The 18,893-nt window shown below is 45.9% G+C and carries 19 protein-coding genes and 1 pseudogene; 1 reads left to right on the top strand and 19 read right to left on the bottom strand.

Going from position 1 to position 18,893, the window contains the following annotated elements:
• Positions 1-10 precede the first annotated feature (10 nt).
• The 4 genes from RUW00_RS21785 to RUW00_RS21770 are packed head-to-tail and all read right to left on the bottom strand — an operon-like array spanning position 11 to position 6,634.
• The gene (locus RUW00_RS21785; RefSeq protein WP_069013434.1) at positions 11-670 is read right to left on the bottom strand and encodes a LysM peptidoglycan-binding domain-containing protein; all 660 of its coding nucleotides are present in this window, start codon (positions 668-670) and stop codon (positions 11-13) included.
• Positions 663-5,969 carry a phage tail tape measure protein gene (locus RUW00_RS21780; protein ID WP_069448505.1) on the bottom strand — a complete coding sequence of 1,769 codons (5,307 nt, stop codon included), beginning with the start codon at positions 5,967-5,969 and terminating at the stop codon, positions 663-665. The genes RUW00_RS21785 and RUW00_RS21780 overlap by 8 nt, the downstream gene beginning before the upstream one ends.
• Positions 5,970-6,011: 42 nt before the next feature.
• The gene (locus RUW00_RS21775; RefSeq protein WP_223198305.1) at positions 6,012-6,143 is read right to left on the bottom strand and encodes a hypothetical protein; all 132 of its coding nucleotides are present in this window, start codon (positions 6,141-6,143) and stop codon (positions 6,012-6,014) included.
• A gap of 41 nt (positions 6,144-6,184) precedes the next feature.
• Entirely contained in the window at positions 6,185-6,634 is a 450-nt protein-coding gene (locus RUW00_RS21770; RefSeq protein ID WP_069013432.1) for a phage tail assembly chaperone, read from the bottom strand.
• A 159-nt stretch (positions 6,635-6,793) separates the two neighbouring features.
• Between RUW00_RS21770 and bsrH the strand changes: the two genes are divergently transcribed.
• Positions 6,794-6,877, top strand: a complete 84-nt coding sequence (gene bsrH, locus RUW00_RS21765) for a type I toxin-antitoxin system toxin BsrH (RefSeq protein ID WP_129091953.1) — start codon at positions 6,794-6,796, stop codon at positions 6,875-6,877.
• A gap of 365 nt (positions 6,878-7,242) precedes the next feature.
• Here the strand turns inward: bsrH and RUW00_RS21760 are convergent, their stop codons facing one another.
• The 15 genes and pseudogenes from RUW00_RS21760 to terS form a co-directional block, all read right to left on the bottom strand.
• Positions 7,243-7,686, bottom strand: coding sequence for a phage tail tube protein (locus RUW00_RS21760; protein WP_019712741.1), 444 nt, complete (start codon positions 7,684-7,686; stop codon positions 7,243-7,245).
• Position 7,687: 1 nt separating this feature from the next.
• Positions 7,688-9,088, bottom strand: a complete 1,401-nt coding sequence (locus tag RUW00_RS21755) for a phage tail sheath family protein (protein WP_069013431.1) — start codon at positions 9,086-9,088, stop codon at positions 7,688-7,690.
• Positions 9,089-9,280: a YqzN/YkzM domain-containing protein gene (locus RUW00_RS21750; RefSeq protein ID WP_109566643.1), complete on the bottom strand. Its 192-nt coding sequence runs from the start codon at positions 9,278-9,280 to the stop codon at positions 9,089-9,091. It abuts the gene before it with no gap.
• On the bottom strand, positions 9,277-9,714 hold the full coding sequence (locus RUW00_RS21745) for a phage tail terminator family protein (protein WP_069013429.1): 438 nt from the start codon (positions 9,712-9,714) through the stop codon (positions 9,277-9,279). Before RUW00_RS21745 ends, RUW00_RS21750 begins: the two co-directional genes overlap by 4 nt.
• A 13-nt stretch (positions 9,715-9,727) precedes the next feature.
• Complete coding sequence (locus tag RUW00_RS21740) at positions 9,728-10,231, bottom strand: HK97 gp10 family phage protein (protein ID WP_069013428.1); 504 nt, start codon at positions 10,229-10,231, stop codon at positions 9,728-9,730.
• Positions 10,228-10,590, bottom strand: a complete 363-nt coding sequence (locus RUW00_RS21735) for a DUF3599 family protein (RefSeq protein ID WP_069013427.1) — start codon at positions 10,588-10,590, stop codon at positions 10,228-10,230. Before RUW00_RS21735 ends, RUW00_RS21740 begins: the two co-directional genes overlap by 4 nt.
• Positions 10,587-10,979, bottom strand: a complete 393-nt coding sequence (yqbG, locus tag RUW00_RS21730; RefSeq protein ID WP_053285437.1) for a protein YqbG — start codon at positions 10,977-10,979, stop codon at positions 10,587-10,589. The genes RUW00_RS21735 and yqbG overlap by 4 nt, the downstream gene beginning before the upstream one ends.
• Positions 10,980-10,984: 5 nt before the next feature.
• Positions 10,985-11,335 carry a YqbF domain-containing protein gene (locus RUW00_RS21725; RefSeq protein ID WP_053285396.1) on the bottom strand — a complete coding sequence of 117 codons (351 nt, stop codon included), beginning with the start codon at positions 11,333-11,335 and terminating at the stop codon, positions 10,985-10,987.
• A gap of 11 nt (positions 11,336-11,346) precedes the next feature.
• Positions 11,347-12,282, bottom strand: a complete 936-nt coding sequence (locus RUW00_RS21720; RefSeq protein ID WP_069013426.1) for a phage major capsid protein — start codon at positions 12,280-12,282, stop codon at positions 11,347-11,349.
• A 29-nt stretch (positions 12,283-12,311) separates the two neighbouring features.
• The gene (locus tag RUW00_RS21715) at positions 12,312-13,499 is read right to left on the bottom strand and encodes an XkdF-like putative serine protease domain-containing protein (protein ID WP_069448503.1); all 1,188 of its coding nucleotides are present in this window, start codon (positions 13,497-13,499) and stop codon (positions 12,312-12,314) included.
• Positions 13,500-13,988: 489 nt separating this feature from the next.
• A pseudogene (locus RUW00_RS23080) lies at positions 13,989-14,172 on the bottom strand (hypothetical protein); the annotation flags it as partial.
• A 43-nt stretch (positions 14,173-14,215) separates the two neighbouring features.
• Positions 14,216-15,133, bottom strand: coding sequence for a phage head morphogenesis protein (locus tag RUW00_RS21705; RefSeq protein ID WP_069013512.1), 918 nt, complete (start codon positions 15,131-15,133; stop codon positions 14,216-14,218).
• Complete coding sequence (locus RUW00_RS21700) at positions 15,117-16,664, bottom strand: phage portal protein (RefSeq protein ID WP_069013513.1); 1,548 nt, start codon at positions 16,662-16,664, stop codon at positions 15,117-15,119. The genes RUW00_RS21705 and RUW00_RS21700 overlap by 17 nt, the downstream gene beginning before the upstream one ends.
• Complete coding sequence (locus RUW00_RS21695; protein WP_069013514.1) at positions 16,630-17,976, bottom strand: PBSX family phage terminase large subunit; 1,347 nt, start codon at positions 17,974-17,976, stop codon at positions 16,630-16,632. The genes RUW00_RS21700 and RUW00_RS21695 overlap by 35 nt, the downstream gene beginning before the upstream one ends.
• Positions 17,976-18,857, bottom strand: a complete 882-nt coding sequence (gene terS, locus RUW00_RS21690; RefSeq protein WP_053285403.1) for a phage terminase small subunit — start codon at positions 18,855-18,857, stop codon at positions 17,976-17,978. Before terS ends, RUW00_RS21695 begins: the two co-directional genes overlap by 1 nt.
• Positions 18,858-18,893 lie beyond the last annotated feature (36 nt).

The raw sequence follows: 18,893 nt of genomic DNA, 5'->3' as shown, positions 1-18,893 counted from the left end.
TCATCACCTGCTATTGCGGAATCTTTAATTTTTGGCCGGGGAATATCCAGTGGCCCGGCTGCCTGATGTTTCTTCTGCTGCGTTTAATCATTGCCGTTTTATTGGCATTCCATATTTTCCGCCATTGCATGCTGCTCCCATAGAATTTGCCCGCCAGATCCCAAAGAGTATCCCCTTTTTTCACGGTATATGTTTTTGGAGCAGATTTTGACGGCCGTTTTTTCTTTGTTTTCTTCTTTTGTTTTATCTTCCGGGGTGAAGCGGTCCTGTATTCCTTCAGCTTAATTTCAAAATCTCGATCCCCTATGTCCTTTTGTCCCTCACTGTGCGAAAATGCCTCAATACTGCAGGTTAAGTTTATTTTTGTTCCGGTAATCAAAAACTGAACAGGCTTTTTCGATTTCAACCATTTGTCTATTCTTGCAATTGCGTTTTCTGGGGAAGGAAACCCTTTATATTCGGAGAGCGGACTGTGCTTCTTTGGAAAAAAGGAAGAGAACGAAATTTCTTTCGCTCCCGGATTATCTATAAAGGTAATCTCACCGAAGCGGGCAACCTTTACAGAGTCATTTTGAATCGTATCAGATATGTCGATCTGTTCCGGAAGGACGGGCAGCCGCAGCCTGTCCTTCCCCTGTGATATCCAAAACTCATAAACAGACTTAGTCAAAAGCTACGACTCCTTTCGTTCCGATATTGATATCCTTCTCTAATTCATCTATCAGAGCTTGTTTGATTTTGGCCACGAGGCTATCAGCGTCTTGATTGTTATAAAAATGTTGATCGCCGTTAAGTTGAATTACAATTTCTTTGCTGCCGGAAGCGGCAACCGCAGTCTGCGTGCCGCCCGAGGTGGCCGCAGATACTTTCCCGGAAGAGAGTTCAGTTGTTCCCGTCTGCGCAGGATCAGTTACCTCCATTCCAAGCGCTTGAGCGGCACGACCAAGCAAATAACGGCCGCGGATGCCCCGCTCTTCAGGAATGATCCACTCCCGTTTATTCCCTTCACCGACACGGGCGATCTGCTCCTTAGTGATCAAACCACCATTGGCATAACCGACGTATGGGCCGCCGCGCGCCAGGCTCTTAATCCCGGGCACATTGTTTATCGATCCGTATCTGCTTTTAATATAGCCGATAGCGGCAGCAGCGTTGTGAATTGGGTTGCTGATATCATTCATTCCTGGCGCCTTATGAGCTTCAAAGGTGCTTGGGATCGTCTGCATTAACCCTTGTGACGGGTGGCCGGCTTTGGCATTGCTATCCCATAAGTTAATGGAATTAGGGTTGCCGCCTGATTCATTCTGTGCAATTGTCATCAAGCCCGGAAGCCAGCTGAATGGAGTTTTAGTTGCGATCATTGCAAACATTAGCCATTCCTTAACGTTGCCGCTGACTGCCCCCATTCCGGAATAGGCAGCCGCAAGTGAACCCGCTTGTTTTTCGGCAAACTTTTTCACATCGACAGAGCCGAGACCTTTAACAACCCCTACTGATGCAAAGCGGCCAAGACTCATCATGACACGGGAAGGCGAATGGATATCAAGCTCCTCACGGAATGCTTTTTCTACTTTTTTAGCAAGTTCCTTCGCGGCTTCAGATACTTCGCTGCCCTTGGATGCCATCCCAGTAATAAAGTTGCCGATCATTCCGCTCCCCCATCCGTTGGAGGACTCTTTAGAACGGAGAAAAGGCTTTTCTATACGAGAGCTGACATACTGGGCAGTGCCGGGATCCGTACTGTTCTGACCGGAAGCGAATCCCTTCACCGTCCCGCTTCCCCATGACCCTGATTTGTTAACAGTATTTTGGAAAGGGGTTTTGACTTTGGTTTGCAGAAATCCATCCGTACCTGTCGCAGTGCTGTTCTGACCACTGGCAAACCCATTGACAACCTGTTTCCCATAATTCGGCGAGTAGGAAATCAAGTTGTTCATAGGCTGACCAACGTTTTTCTGTTTCCAAGCATCCATAGACACAACATTGTCGCTTATACCTTGATCAAAGCCTTGTGAGAACTGTTGACCAAATGTAGCTGCCTGGTCATTCAGACTGGACGTGTCTACTGTTGGAGAGACAGAAGCAGAAACTGCCGCACCACTGGATAATGGAGAAACAGAAGATTCGCCACCGCCGCTTGAAGCTGCAGCCATATCGTCCACAACACTCATGCCGAGCTTAGAAGCCGCCTGTGAAAGAAGCATCTTACCGCGACCACGATTATTATCGACGGGGATAACAAACTCCTTACCGGCTTCACCGATCCATGAAATAGTAGGCTTTGTGATGAAGCCGCCTGTGGCATTCTTTTGCAGTACGCTTTTTTGTTTTGGCGGAAAAACACTATTTGCAGGCTGTTGTTGCGTACGAGCTAAGCCAATTCCTGTTCCTGCCGAATTGTTGTTTGTTGAAGTTTTCCCCTTTTGGTGCAGTCCAGTGACTTGTTCACCACGATGTATAATAGAACCGATAAACTCCCCACCGGCGTCGGCTAACTCTTTAAGTTTAATGACCCACCAAAACGTTTTCTCAAACTTCTTTTTAATTCCGTCGGCCACTTTCCCCAGGGGATCACCGACATTTGTTTTGAACCAAGCCTCAATTCCTCCCCAAGCGCCGGTAACTGCGTTTTTGGCATCCTCAAACTTTTTCGTGATTGATTTTTTAGCATTTTCCACTTTTGTGACAATGGGGTTCCAGACATTTTCAGTGAACCAAGTGGAAACCGTATTCCATGTATCGGAGATCCAATTCCACGCATCGTTAAGCTTCGTCCAGATCCACTTTGCTGCCGTTGTCACCGCATCACTTACTGGATTCCAGACATTGTCCATGAACCAAGTTGACACAGTTGACCATAAGTCCGAAATAAAAGTCCACGCATCATTAAGCTTCGTCCAAATCCAGTTTGCTACGTCAGTAACTGCTGTACTGATTGGGTTCCAGACGTTGTCATAGAACCATGTCGCCACTTGAAGCCATTTTAATTGAATCCAGATCCGCGCATAATCAATATGCGCTTGTATCCAACCGGCCACAGTCGCAACAGCGTCACTTATTGGATTCCAGACGTTATCCATAAACCAGGATGACACAGTAGACCAAGTATCAGAAATCCACTTCCACGCATCAGTGATCTTTGTCCAGATCCACTTCGCTACCGTTGTCACTGCATCACTTACTGGATTCCAAACATTATCCATAAACCAAGTTGAGACGATAGACCATATCTTCTTAATGCCATCCCACGCAAAAGCAAAAATGCCGACTACGAAATTGATAATCGGGACAGCCGTATTGTAGATGGGCGTCCACACATTCTTATCAAACCAATTTGACACTGTATTCCAAGTATCAGTAACCCATTTCTTTCCGTCTTCAAATTTCTTTTTTATGTCGTCAAGGGTATCACCGACCCAATCACCAATTGGATCCCAGACATTGTCCATAAACCAAGATGATAGATCGTCCCAGGTGTCAGTAATCCAGTCTAAGGCGTCCTGTCCTTTTTCGGATACCCAGGCAAAGGCATCTCCACCGCCAGTCTTGATGCTATCCCATGTCTTTGACATGCCGCCGTTATCAAACCACTGCCCCACTGACGAACCTACATCTGATCCCGCAATGCCGCCAACAGCACTGCCGACTAAACCACCGACAGCTGTTCCCACAACCGGAACGACAGAGCCTATTGCCGCGCCGGTTGCCCCACCGGCAGCCGCGCCTGCCATGTTGCCCCCGAAAGAGCCGAGCTTTTCACCGGCATTATCTTTATTCATACCGATAAGCCCCGTTGCCGCCAACGCTGTACCAAGTACCGGGATTCCTTTCGCAAACTTTCCAACTCCGGAAAGCGGTTTAAGGATTTTTCCCATTTTGGATGAGGCCTGGCCGGCAGACCGGAGTTCTGTTCTTGTGGTTGAAACTCCATCCCGACCGGCAGCGGAGCCCACCCCTGTACGCCCCCGTTCTCTTCCTAAGCGATCAGCAGGCACGCTGATTGTCCCACGAGCGGGATTCCTGCGGGCAGCGCCTCCTTGTCGGCCAGATGATCTGCCTTTTCCCCGGCCTTCCCCACCGAAACCGCCAGCACAACAACAGCCTGTCAGACTGCCGCTCCTTGCTATACTCGTTGGGCTTGCTCTGCCGGCCCTTCCGTTTCTTCTACCGCTTCTCGTATTGGGATCTGCGGATGCTGAACCCGTTCGTGAAGGAATCAGTTTTTTTATGACGCGGGCAGCATCGCCGCCGGCTGTGCCTATTCCTTTCAGGATCGGACGGAGAATCTTCAGATAAGCTATTAAACCGATCAGAGGCGGGACCACAACCTTAAACCCTGTTTTCAGTTCATCCCAGTGATTAACCGTAAATTCGATAGCCTTATTCAGCTTGTCACCAATAGCTTCTCCAAGATCGGTTATGTCGTTCTTAATCTCTTTCAGCTTTTCTTTGCCTTCTTTACTGTTCAGGAAGTCACTAATCTTATCAAAAGCAGGGCCAAGACCGGTTAACAATGAGGTTCCCATATCCTTTGATATACTCTCAAAATCCCTAATAGCATCATTTACAGGCGTCATCGGATTGTTATTCCGAAGCTGAGTAAAGCTGCGGTTTAGCTCGCCGGTTGTTTTCGCACTTGTGCCGATCCCCTCAGCCATATCAAGGATTGGCTGCTTTAAGTCCTCGTACTGCGTCCCGATAAGCTCAGTTGCAATGGCAGCACGCTTGGTCTTGTCTTTGACCTTGGATAGCGCATCAGCCACTTTAAAGAGGCTTTCCTGTCCACTGATAGAACCGTCTTTGAAGCCTTTGAACATTTTTTGCGTTTCTTTGCCGCCAAATAATTGTTCAAACGCGGCGACTTGGTTATCTGACATCTCCGTGCGACGGATGTTAAATTCACGCATACTGTCGGCAAGGTTGTCGAAGTTCCGGGCGCCGCCCTTGGTCCCTTTTATCATGGCGTTTGCGATTTGACCGCCCGTAAGCTTCATGTCTTTGAAAGTGGAACTGTATTCATTCATTGTGTCCAGCAAATCGTCAGCCTGGTCACCAGCATTCCGGTAAATGTAAGCTATGGTGTCCCCGCTCTCTTTACCAGTCATTTTCAAGTTGTTATACATAGCACTGAACGCCCGGTCTACTTCAGCTTGGTCAGCATTCATCAATTGAGCGATTTTGCTTGAAGACTCGGTGAGTTCCGCCAGCGCCCGGCCGGATGCCCCCGTCAGTTGCGAGAGTCCCTTTAATGCTGAGCTTACTTCCTCCCGGGATCCACCGGCTTTGTTTTTGTAGAAAATGTCATCAGTCATTCGCCCTGCATCTTTTTTGCTCACGTTTGAAGTTGCTGAGACATAGGCGTCCTGAGCCATTGCATTTTTTCCGGAGTTCATAATTGCGCCGCCTGATAATCCACCCGCTGCCGCTAATGTAATCGTGACAGTCTTTAAGCCGTCCAACCTCTTCTCGATAGCATCGAGAGCAGCGGAAGCTTTGTCTTTAATAGACACAGTAGGCGTTGCCTCAGATCCATCTAAATCTGAGACGCGATGCCGGAGAGAGTTTAAATCCCCGGATGCGCGGTCTCTGACGGAGACAGTAGGCGTTGCGTCCGATCGTTGTAAATCAGACAGGCTTCCCCTGATTAAACGTAGGCGCGGGGTCGCCCTGTCATCTACCGATACCCTGACCTCATGTTCACCTTCTGTGATGTCCTCAGTCTGCCGCCTGATGCGAGTTAACCCTCCTGAAGCTTGATCATCGAGACGGACATCAAGAGAGCGGGGGCGCCGCGTCAATTGGGTGGCTGAGCGATCTATCCTCCGTATGGTCCGTTGTGTCCGGTCATCAGCTTCAAAAACAAGGGGGCCATTAGCAGCCCTCTGAAGTCTTTCAGCATTTCCTTGTATTTTGCGGAGCTTTTTGGTCATCTTATCGTGTAGATCAAATGTGGCTGTTAGTTTCGCCATGGTTATTTTCCTCCTTTCTCTGCTTCTTTTTCTAACAGCTACCTATGATTTTTTCGCTTCTTTTTCAAGCAAATCAAGTTTATAAGCAATGGCGCCGTACAGCAGCGCCTTATATTCACGCGGAGCTTCATAAAGCTCCCTTAATTCAGACGGGGAATATTTCAGCTCGTGCATTGCGAAATAGAAATACACGGCCTCTTTATCCCCGCCCCGTATTAGTTTTTTGCTTCTTCTTCAAGGTCTTCCAGATCATCTTCAAAACCGTTGATCTCGATTGCCTTGTTCAGCCAGTTAGCGTATTCCCCGCCGACAGAAAGGATGCGCTTTGCCACTTCCACCGGATCTTCTGTCTTGTAAGCTTCGCGCAGCTCTTTTGATTTAAAGTTCGGGTAAACAGTCGTTTCAACAGCAATGCGTGCATAGAAGCGCTGGCTGTCCAGATCTTTCACACGGCCGCGGCCTTTGACATTTTTGTATGTTGTGTTTTCTTTCTCCAACTCATCGATGCGCTCAGTCGTAATTGCTTTGAAAACGAACGGAACCACGTTCCCCGCCTTGTCTTTAAACCGCTTTGAAATCGGCACTTTTACCTCTTCCGCTTCGATTGTTTGTCCTGGCATAAAGAATGAAAGATCATATACTTTTTCGTTTTGTTTTTCGCTCATGTTAATTGCTCCTTTTGTTTTGGTTGTCTTCAGGCAATAAAAAAACACTCTCGGTTGTGAGAGTGTTATGGTACAATATGGTTTAGTATAAATGAATTGGCTTTCAACACCTCAAGGGCGGTCTGGCTCACTCCCTCATGAAGGGGGGTGATGCTCATGATGTCAACGTTTCAAGCATTAATGCTAATGCTTGCTTTCGGCTCTTTTATAATTGCCCTGTTGACTTATATAAAAAAGAAATAGACCCACCCTTGAGCTCGTGGAAAAGTTAAAGGGTTAAGTCTATCCGTAAATCTTTCATGAAGTTGTTAAGCCAGCCCTCTTGATGGGCCAACATTTATACCGACCCGGTTGCAGCCGGGTCTTTTTTTATTTTATGCATTCCTTTTGAAAGAAATACATTTGATAACAGGAATTCAATTTAACTCAAATTTAGAATTAATGCGTTATTTCATTACGCTATTACGTTTAGCGTAATTATACTACAAGCCCTTAGAATAGTATACCCCAAGTGAAATCAGTATAAATCTAAGACTCCTAAATTCATTAAAAAATCACCTGTTTTCTTGAATTAGCTTAAAAATTCTCTTGTTTACACTTAAGTCTTTTTAAAAAGTATCCTTCAATTTTTCAGGAAGATCAAAGTCTTCAAAGGTGAACGGCACTTCCTCTTCCAATGCTTCGGAATCAACATCCAGCCCGGCGATCTTCGCAGAGTCAAAGTTCACATCATAGAGAGTAACCCGCTCGGTCCCGCGGCCAGATGATTTATCATCAAGCACGGCTTGCAGGGTAAAGTAAGGATCTTCACCTTTTTTCACGTAATTGAGCATGAGCTGTACGAAGCGAGATGTGACTTTATAAAATGTCGCTGTTCCCGTTCCATTCGCGCCAGTTGTTTTATGGCCGGTCATACGGCGGCCCATGACATTGACTTCTGATTTGTTTTTCTCCACGTTCGCTTCAAACGTTTTAATAAAAGCCAATTCCTCACCATCCAAAAAGAGGCGCCCCTCTTTACCAGATATCGTATTCTGCGCTTTAAAAGCCATCTTACTTCACCTCCACGTTAAAGTAGAATTTTTCTGCTGCATCAACAGGCTGCACGGCCAAATCAATGATAAAGCCGTCTCGATCTTCATTCAGAACAATCGCGATATCAGACTCAGAGTCAAACCCCGTAATGCCGCCCCCATCTTGAAGGATTCCCATGTATTGAGTGATCAGGGTTTTCACGAACTGCAGGCCGTCATCCGAAGCCGGGACATCGCTGCCGCTCGCTTTTCTGGACTTAATTAATGCTTTCAGCTGTGATGTCAGATCGTTATTAATTGCATCAAGGACCCGAACAATTTTGTTCTTCTGGAACACCTTGTTTTTCTCAGCCGTTAAGCTTGTCAGGGAATTAATATCCTTTTCAACAGCCACCGCCTTATCGCGGGGATCGAAAGTGAACAAAAATTCACCCTTAGCGAGTCGTTCAACAATTTCATCATTGTCAATGCGATTTAAAACGTCCACAGCCCCTTCATATTCAACAAACGTAAGGGATTGGTTAAAGGTAGCCCCCGCGCTGGCCCCGGCCACCCAGGCAGTAGCTTTTTCAGGCGTAATCTCAGTACCGTCTTCCAGCAGGACCCCACCTGTCACATTGATAATGCCTTCATGATCCCCTTTATAATTCGAAAGGACGCCTTGAATCTTCTGACCTTGGTTATCTCTTAACCGCTTCACGAATGCCACGAACGTGGCTTTAAGCTGTTCATTGTCTTCTACTGGCAGAGCAATGGTGTCGAAGTATTCAGTTTCAGCCGCATCTAAGAAATCCATATAGTCGGCGTTCGTCGGGATCTTATCTGTGCCGCCGGAAAGACGGGTGCCGGCGGATGCCGGTAAGTCTCCGCTTGCATCAGCAGGAGATGTACCGGTAAGCGGGATGGATACGGTCAAATCTCCTTTTCCAGTAAAGGATACATAGCTGTTTGCCTTCAATTCCTCCGCAGCCGCTACGGTCTGCTTATCAACTTCTGACTCATCGAGATACGTAATGACATCAACCTTTTTTGAATTAATGACATTCTCGGTGATCCGGATAATGATGTCATTCCCTTTAGTCCCGCCATAAAGAGCGGTGGCCTTAACGCCTTCGCTAATTTCTGCAGAAGCACGAAGACCCTCAGTCAACCGATAAAGCAAGACTGTTTTTGCCTTCTTCATTGCTTCACGCAGCAGAAGGAGCGAAGGATTATCAATGTTTAATCCGATCTTCTTATTCAAATCCTCAATGGAAGAGATAGAAATGAATTTTTTCAACTCTCCCCAACTAGAAGCGATCGGCAGCGCCACGGTTCCCCTTTCACCGACAGACACACGATCCTCGGCGGTCGTTTTAAAATTAAAGTAGATACCCGCACGCTCTTTTTCCTTGCCTGGTGTAAATGTTCCGCCGTTCATCTATTTAACCTCCTTTTGAAGAAACTGAGTTATGAGCTTCTTCGCTTCTGTTTTTGTAATTCTTTCTTTGTCTACATGAAAAAGAGCACCGTCAAATACTTCGGGCTTTACCCCAAAGAGCTCACGACTGTGCCCCCTCAAATCCTTGATATAGAAAGCAGTTTCTGCTTTTTCTAACTTAGTGGCCATCATTTCACCCCGCTTGTAAAATCAAAATTATTCAGAGCTGGCTTTTCTTCTCTCTCATACCAATAGCGGTCTGTCCAATTCAGGACAATACTTGCATAATCATCCGTCACCCGGGTTTCAATTCGTGACAGACGGATAAAATCACCCGTATTTTCACCAGATTCCTTCAGGAGCGGGATTAGCCCCCTCTTACTTCTAAGGACATCCGCTATCCTTTCAGCTTCTGTATGAGCCTTCTGAGCATTTTTGTGAAATAGCTTCACGTTTAGCACATAGACTTTCTGAAATGTTGAAACTGTGTCTGGACCGTCGGCGGTAGAAGCCGGCGGGAAGTAAAGAGATGGGACCGCAAAGTCTTGCGGTATCTCTTCCTCATATACCTGGACAGGATACAAATTGTATAGATAGCCCATGATTGAGCCAACTTCACTATTCATCTGCTGCCACCGCCTAAAATTTATTTTCAATCCATTGCTGGAGCTTCCGCTCAAGGCTACGCTCAAACATCATTTCAAAGATGGCCATTGCATTATCCCAATACCCCGAACCGTCAACCCATTTGAACTTCAGCAGCATTCCGGAGTTTTTTTCAGCAGGATCATATTCAAAGCGGTCACCTTTCCATCGGCCCGGCACCCAGCGACGATCCTGATTCTTGGATGGATCAATGGTGAAATGCCCGTCATTGACATAAGAGGCATAATCCAGATTCGTTCCCACATCCAGCTTTAATTTACCAGCCGTCATTGAAAAGATGTTCTCCTGATCGCCCTTATGGAATGAGTTAAGCAGGCGGCGCGTGTCTACCGTCTGTGTCTGGATCACTTCATCCTGGACAATATCAAGGAATTGATAACCCATTCCTTCAAGCCACATCTCATATTCTTGCCGCAGTCCTCCGTGGGATGCCTGGTGCAGCGCTTGAACGAATTGATCGAGACCCTTAATTCTCATAGGTAATTAACCTCCCTGACTGCCGTCACTTCCAAATGGTGATTTTTAATCAAACGCGGCTGCTGCAGCTTGTAAGCAGTGCCTTCCCATTTCACTCTGTCATTGATCCGAATATCTGCAGAAGCCGGGAAATGAATCATAAATGACTGGTAGATGGCCGCGTTCGGCTCCTGCTGAACAATTGACTGGCTCTTCTCAGTAAAATAGCAGGGCTGACTCTTTATATCAGGCTCATCAGGATAAGTGTAAGCCGGCGGTGCATCGTGAACAGGCACGCCGTATCTCTTTTCTTGGCCTTCGTGTTTCTCCTGCAGATGGTAAACATCACACCTGTGCGTCAGTAAGGAGCGGTAACTCATATAGACCTCATCCGCATTTTTACTTCTGTGCCTTCAAGATCTGAATCAGCCGGCACCACGTAATCCTTGATCAGTGAATAGATATTGGGTTTTTGAATGGTGCTTCCATTGCCGAGAGTGTACGAATAATCGCCTATCTTCTCGGACGTATATCCTTTTGTGATTGACTCATCCGAATTGATCAGTGCGTAAAACTGCGCCATCTTTAAAACGGCCAGCCTGACCCTTTCAGGAAGAGGATCATATTCCTCTCCTGAAAAATCATGGCCAACTTCTAACGAAATTTCAGCAACGGCTTCTATGATGTCCTGGGTAAGCAGCACGTCCGGCCGATCTTTGACTGAATCAAAAACCGAGTAAGCCTTTAAGTCAGCGGGGGTAATTAACATGCCGCTCACTCTTCTTTTCCTTGTTGTTCAAGGATGAAGGCAATTCTTTCATCTGCATTCTTGAAGTCAGACGGATTGCCGCCAAGATCAGTAACAATGGCTTCTTGTTCAGTTTTATTCATGCCCTTCAAATCTGTTTCTGTGTACTTCTTCTTTGTTGCCGTGTCATCATCGCTTTTAGGTTTTTCCGTTTCCTTCGGCTCTTCTTTAATTAAATGACACTCAAACTGCTCATTATTCTTCAAATAAGAATAGACGGGCTTCTCCACTTCACGCTTCTGATTAAGCAGGAAGACATACCCCATAACATCGTAAGTTTGACCTGCTATCAACTTCGCTGTATATGTGTCGGCCATATTTTATTCACCTACTCTTTCACTTTGATGATTTTAGCCACAGCGTCTTCTTCTTCGAATTTACTGTCCAGCTTAGCCGTCAGGACGATCACGAACATACGGCGGCGGATATCCTTATCTACTTCAATACGAATGTTGCGCGAAAAACCGAGAATGATATTTTTCGGGTGAGTCAGGATAATATCTGACACATCTGACGCGCTATCCCCTTCACCTGTGGTGTACGGCTGCAAGTTGGCAATGCCTTTGACCGGAACACCAAACGCTGAAGAAAGTCCGCCCTGTACCGCGGTGTCTCCTAAAGAAGTCTGACGGTCAGCCACTCGGTCTTTCCATTCAACTTCCATGCCAGGAGAGGTATAAAAACGGTACTCCTGCGGAATCCGGAGATATTTTGAAGGAACTGCTTTATATCCACGCTTGAAGACCTGGCGAGTCAACTCTTCGCCCGCTACATCCACAATATGAGATGTGGCTTGCTTTCGAATTCCGTCTATTTGCGCGAGATATGAGTCTGAAGATGCCGTATCACCGTTTACTAACAGCTCTTCAATATCAACGGCCGCACGTTCAGCGAGCATCTGCATAATTGTATTTTGCAGTCCCTCTTTTTCAATGTTGTTTTCAAGTGTGTCGTAGGTGATATTTACTTCTGCAATGACTTCTTTTGTGCTCAAGCTGACAGTGCTTGTTGTCGGAGCAACCTTTTGATCTTTTGTCAGCGAAACACCTTCCTGGGCAGCTCTGAGAATCCGCTGCCCAAACCCGATTTTCTCAATTTTTTGCGTATCATGATCCATAGGAATGACACGCGCCTCATTTAAGATAGTCGGCGCATCTTGAACCATTCGAATAAATGCATTTGCCTGTGTTGGGTTCATCATGCCGCCGCTCTTTAAGCTGGCAAGCGTCATCTCTGCCTTTTCAATTACCTCTTGATTTCTCATGTGATCCTCCTTGTGTTTGCCGCTTCTGCTTAAAGAAGGCCGGCCCAGATTGATTTTTTAACATCTGCGGTTTCCTGCGTGGTCTCTTCTTGTTTTGAAACGCCGCGGCTTTTTTCAATGGCATCAATACGATCAGCGAGCGGTTGAACAGCGTCTGTGATGGCTTTTTTCAACTTCTCAGCCTCTTTTTCAGCCTCTTCTTCCTCAGATGCTTTTTCCTCGTCTTTCTTCTTTTTAGGATCTTCATCCTTTTCTAATTCCGTGAGCCGCTTCTGAATTGGCTCTAATGCTTCTGCGATGGATTTTGTTACGTCTTCTGAAGTCATCTCTTCCTCTTCCTCCTTTACTTCTGCTTGGCTTAACAAGTTGCCGATAGAATCCTGTATATTTTTAAGCTCCTGTACATTAGCAGCCGATAATTTCCGGCCGGCCTTCTGCAGCTCTGCCGGCTTCGGCCCGATCGCTTTTAGAATGTCATCGGAAATCAATACATCCTGAGCGATATCCACGAAGTCTTGCAGAGCTTCTTTGATTTTTGCAGGATCATTTTCCATCTCTCCGGGATAGTCCCATTTGAATAAAGCTGAGTTTAACGCATCTTGTGCGGCCCAAAACTCACGGCGTTGGCGCCCCTCATCATATTTGTCCCGAACCGCGCCCTTGGCCACATTGGCATTAAAAAAGTTTTTGACCAAATTAAAAAGCCCTTTCTCGTTGTTGTCCTCTGGAGAAACAGGCTTTTCTTTTTGTTTTGCGATATCTGCGATGCCGGCCATTGAATAACCGGTAATCTCGCCCTTTTTGATTTCATCCCAAACTGCCTCGGAGGCCTTTGTCACAAGCACCCATGATCCTTTTTTGATGGTTTCACCATTCATTTCAAAATCAGCAGGAGCGACATAAGATTCTACCACTTCACCAACGCCGCCCTGAAAGTCATGCTGCTTATCAATTTCACGAGCATCTTTCAGGAAGCCGTGAGCGGCCTTCTCAATTTCTGCAGCTGTCATGAAATCCCCGTGAGCATCCACTGTGTCCGGTTCATAAACGATACCGTAAACAAGTTTTTGCTCATCCGCTTCTTTCGCAAGGACCTTCACTTCCTTTTGAAAGTCCGGCTGTTTTTCTGATTTCATAAAAAAGAACTGCTTTTGATTAGCAGCCTTGTCTACATAAGAAACATGTGTGATTTTTGCGTTCACCAATTCTCTTGGCATGTTCTTCACCTCCTTTCAAAATAAAAAGCCTTCTTTATTCAGAAGACTTAGTGCTCGAAGCTAATAAATCATTTTTGGAATTAAAATAATGTGTAAGACTTTCTATATTTTTTCGCGCTCTTTGTATTATGGACTCCGGTATTACCGGCACTGTTTCAAGCTCGTCTGGAGTTTGTCTTAGTACCAGTATGGCCTCACCGAGTTTATCATCAATTATATCTTCACTGACCAAATATCCAATCACCTTCCCAATCGGTGCCTTCTGAGGCGTTTCATTTTTCCTCTTTTTCGCGGTATGATACAGGTTAATGATTGCATTTTCCAGCCCGTATAAATCATTTCTTATAATACGGGTAAAGGGGTTAGTTTTACCGGCTCCTACTTCAGATTCCACATAACCTTGGCGAGGAGTACGTTCTACCTCTACTGTTTTACCACTAGTTGGATTATCTTCAACATCTGTTTCATTAGAACTTTCATTTGAGAGTGAAAACTCAACCAAATCCAACTTCTTATTTATTAGAAACTCAAATTCCCAGTCCTTATATTTTATCTTCGCCAACGTGCTGATTAAATTTGATACAGGTCTTTTCAATTTTATAACTATGATGATAATAGCTACAGGCCAAACAATTGATTTGACTACTGATGAAACAAATTCCATCCAATTCATTTATAAACCCCATTTACGAAAGTAATGAGGATATTATACTATTTTATTCCATGTTTGCTAAGGCTTCTCTCCGAATCTTTTCTTTTTCCTCAGCTGACAGCCCTAATATCTCGTTGTCTACCACAGGTGATAGAACGCAATGACAATTCACCCGCTCAGCGGCGGAAAGCTTTGTGTCTCGCGGATACATACAGGTTTCGCTGCTTCCTGGTATCTTGAATTCTTCATCAACACCAACAATAGTGCCGTCGAGGTCTATATGATTCTCACGCGGATTGTTCTTCTTCCCTCCGCTGTGCCTCCATTTCTTCTTAGAGACAGCCGGGGACTGCGCATAAGATTCATGCTGAGCGGCAGAGGAAGCGGCCAGCACCTCCGTGATAGCTGTTGTCCGGGCTCTTGGTCTATCGAAATGCGGCATGTCCTTCAGAGTCAGTTCAATCTCCTGAATAGAAGAGCCTGAGTCAACGGCTTCCGTTAGCACCGTTTCCACCGCCTCATGTGTGTTGAGCTGCATAATCTCGGCCAATCTCTTTGACCAACCCTTGATCCAGTCGATCGAGCGGGAGGAAAGAACTTTGAACGGAACTTCAGGATCGATTGAATCCATTATGACAGCGGCCAGCTCTTCAAGCGTCTGCTGCAGAAAATCCTCGGTAAGTTCCTGGAACTCTTCCTGAAAATCATCCTCTGCAAAAAGGTTCTGCGTAAAAAACACCAGAAGCTCCTGTAACGTCTCTGAATCAGCTTTGCTTACAAAGCCGTTCAATCCTTTTAAAAACCTCTTACGCTGGCTCCTGAGCAATCTGGCGATGCCTTTTTCATAATTCTCTACGTAACGGGGTATCTTAGAGAGGCCGGGGAAGTCAGGAATCGTCTCCACAAGCTTCTGACCTTCGCTTTCCTCGGCTTTTTGAATAAATGAGGTAAGACTGACCAGCAGCTTATCGGTTTTGTTCATTCTTCAAATCCTCCAACAAATCCCGCATATCTTTTAACAGCCCGATCACGTCAGGAGTGCCGCCCTTGGATTTAAACAGAGCCGTAAAAGGATCCTCAGCCGGTGTTGATTCGTTCTTACCAATTGGCCGATTGTATTCTTCCTCCGGCCATTCCTCAAGCGTTTTGCCGAGCACGCGCCCGGCCAGATCCCTCAGATCGTTAGGTGATACAGCACCAGCCGTAATGAAAGGAGTCAGCACTTCTGCAATTTCAAGCGGGTCCTGAAAGTCCGGGCCTTTCAACTGCAGCTCTACTTTATGAATTTCAAGATCATTTAAAAATAACGCGTTCAGTCTGCCAGTAAGTACATTTCGTTCCGGCTGAAAGACTTGCTCTTCAGTAATCTTTCTGGCCGTGTCAGCTGTCGCCTTGTTATAGTCCTGGGCTTCGCCAGTATAGAGCGGCGGCAATCGGAAAGCAGAGCGGATTTTATCCCGGCTCTTTTGGTCATATTCCAGGAACAAAGCATCTTCCTGAAGAATCTCGGCCAGTGACTTGATGTCCACTTTGACCGGTACGATTTCTTCATCACCATGAATATTCTTCCCTTTGGCTATCCCTTCCGCTTCGAGCAAAAGAAATTTATGTGAGTTTTCCACGCCTTCAAGGCCGTTCATATAGTCCTGCAGCTGTTTATACGAATCCTCCGAGAGCATTCCGTTCTCGATCGTAATAGCAGCGGGAACATGCCGGCCCTGTTTAAAGTACATGAAATTCAGCTCTTCTGCTTTGCGGGCGCCGTATAAGTTGACAATATGACCGATCCACCGGGGCTTCCCATAAGCGCCGCTCCCTATCTTAAAATGCACAACCTCGTTGGCCTGCTTATCAATAGGAGTTCTTTCATCATACTGCCCCGTTTCAAGATTAAGTGTACGCGGGTCACCGTACTCCTTAAAATAAATGACTCGGCCATCGATCATCTGAGCATATTTACGAAACCGCTTCTGCCTTTTCATAGTCTTTAATTGACCTGATTCAAAGTATTTGAAAGGAACTTCTATAGGATCAGATAGCTTGCACACCCGGACATATTCTGCGGCCATGTATTCGATGCCGGCGGGATGATTTTTACCGTTACGGATAACCTCTATATATCCGTTTCCTGTCTTTTCCCGATCTTCTAAACAGAAGCCGAGCAGTGTTTCTGCTGATTCATCAAAATGGAGATGCTTTATGAACTCCTCAAGCTGTTGCCATTCCTTATCCGCAGCCGCTTTTTCGGCAGAATCTACTTCATGTGAATTCATATCCTTTGTGTATCGCATGTCAAACCCAAACCCCACAATATTTGTCCTGTAGGCATCAACACATTGCTGTAGCATTGTTGAATACTCAGCTATCATTTTTAATTCCTTCAGGTTGTATGGCGGCTCCATGATCATGTTTTCTGTGTAATGGCCTGCAAATTCATCAGCATATATTTGTTTTGTCGTTTCAGCAGGCGGAGCGGCTTTAATCACTCGTGCTTTGACTGATTGCTTCGTCATCTGATAACCCCCTTTCTTCCCTAACCGGTCTGGCCCGCTGCGGGCGTCCTTTTGGTTTTTCTTTAAGATCGGAAACCTCATAATCATCCAGCGCGTACCATATCGCTGAAAAAGTATGCGGGTCAATCGTGAACTCGTCTTCAATGATGTGACCCAGCTTATCGGTAGCATAGGTGAGCGGCTTCAGCTCATATACCGTATTTTCACAACGGTCAGAGCAAATGATCTTTTTAAACCGCTTGATCTTCTTAATATATTGAAGACGTGAACCTTGGAACTTCCGAGCCCCCACCATATTGAATCCTTGCTGCTGATAATAACGAATTGTTTTCGGCTCGGCGGCATCCGCTTTGATCAATTCCTTTGTCTCCGCAAATTCCTTTATCTCTTCGGCCGTCCTATCGTCCGTCATTTGATTTTTGTAATACTCCCAATAGATATAGAGGTACTTCTTCTCCGTGTCCACAGCAAGCCGGACAATGGCGTTATACGATTCCTCAAAACCAAAGTCCATGCCGACTCGTTTAAGCGGGCGGTGAATGTTGGCGATATCCTCCATAACTTCTTCGTGCGGCCGCTCTTCAAATTGAGGAAGAACCCGCACACCATTAATGCCAAAGCGCCCCTTCCGCGCAATGCGATAAAGGTCTGGATCATAATCCTTCAGTTCATCGAGCTGCTTCACATAGCTTTCGGGCAGAAATAGATTATCTTCCGCAGTTGAATGATGATAATAGGTGTCGTTCACAACGACTGTACGCTTTTCATAAAGCTCTTTATCATCAAGCACAAACCGTTTTTGACGGTCATCTTTGAAGAAATGCCGGAATGTCCAGTTATCCTCTCCGACCGGGTTTGTGGAAAGAATCATGTGGAGCGGCAATGTAGGGTGACGCAGGCGCCCAAGCAATTCCTTAAAGCCTTCATATTTCACCTCAGAACATTCCTCAATCCATATGATCGAAATGTTATTGATTGATTTCAGCTTGGCCGGCTTATCCAGCCCTTTAAAAATAATTCGGCTGCCATTCGGAAACCGTATTTGCATCGGTGACGAAACACACCTAACAACGTGATCAATCTCTAATTCGTTGACAATCTCTTCGAAGAGAGAAAAAGTTGAGTCTCTGTGTGTGTCATAAACTTCCCGGATAACAAGCGCAGTCCGCTTCTCTGTGAGTAATTTCAGAATGATCTTCAGTGCAGCATGGTAACTTTTCGATGACCCATAGCCGCCAACCAAAAACTGAAACTTTTGGTTCCAGTCAAAAAGGAAATCCTCGAAATGTGGGTTTACTTTTTTAACAGTCATCAGCTGTCATCCTTATCCTTGCGCTTACGCTCTATTATGATATTCACAGAGTTATCCACAGGTCTTGCGGTCAAGCGTTCAAGCTCAGCTTGTTTTGTCTCGTTTGTCAGATACATGGCGCGTAGCTTCAAATCGTGTTCATCCATAGAGCGGGTAATATCGTGCTTTTGACGAATTGCCTTCAGCCGCCTGTCGGTAACACGGGTCATTGCTTCTTCGATATTTAAGATATCGTCAATGGACCGCATCGCTGTTTCTTCCACTTCCGTGACAACCAGCCGCTCGTTCATAAGCGGCACATGCTTTACAAGTCCTGTTTTCTTGTCATTAGTTGGGATGATGTCTTTTACCTTGCGCATCTGTTGAAGAACACGGCGCTGCTTCTCATTTAATCCATTTTCAATCCTCATGATGCGCTGCATCATACGCCGCTCTTTTAAATAAAGCTCCCGGATCGTTAACTCAATTTGATAGAGCGGGTCAGTTTCAATCTGATCAAACAGCTCTTTTTCTGTATCATCCATGAAATCAAACAATATGGATTCATACTCACCTGTACGCACAGAGTTTTTATTTCCCTTGGGAGCGGCACCGCCCCTGTTCCCTTTAGCATTTTTGTTACCAGGCGGCGCCTTACCTCCTTTATTCCCCCGAGCGTTTTTGTTGCCTTTTGGAGCGCCCGGACGAAAAGGAGCGCTCCCTTTCGATTTAGGAGCGCTCCCATTGATTTTTTCTTCCCATTTATCATTCGCTTTCCATTTGCGGACGGTGCTACTGGTGACGCCCAATTCATCGGCAATGTCTTTTAATTTCTTGGTTCCGCCGCTCTCTTTCCACAAATGAAAAGCCTCGTCTCTGCGTGGATCTCTTTTTCTTGGCATTACATCATCACCCACCCCCGAGCCATCTAATTGAGT

Origin of the sequence: Bacillus sp. IS1 (assembly GCF_032461585.1) — a bacterium.
Lineage (GTDB): Bacteria > Bacillota > Bacilli > Bacillales > Bacillaceae > Bacillus > Bacillus velezensis.
This window is presented reverse-complemented; position numbering and strand designations above follow the sequence as displayed.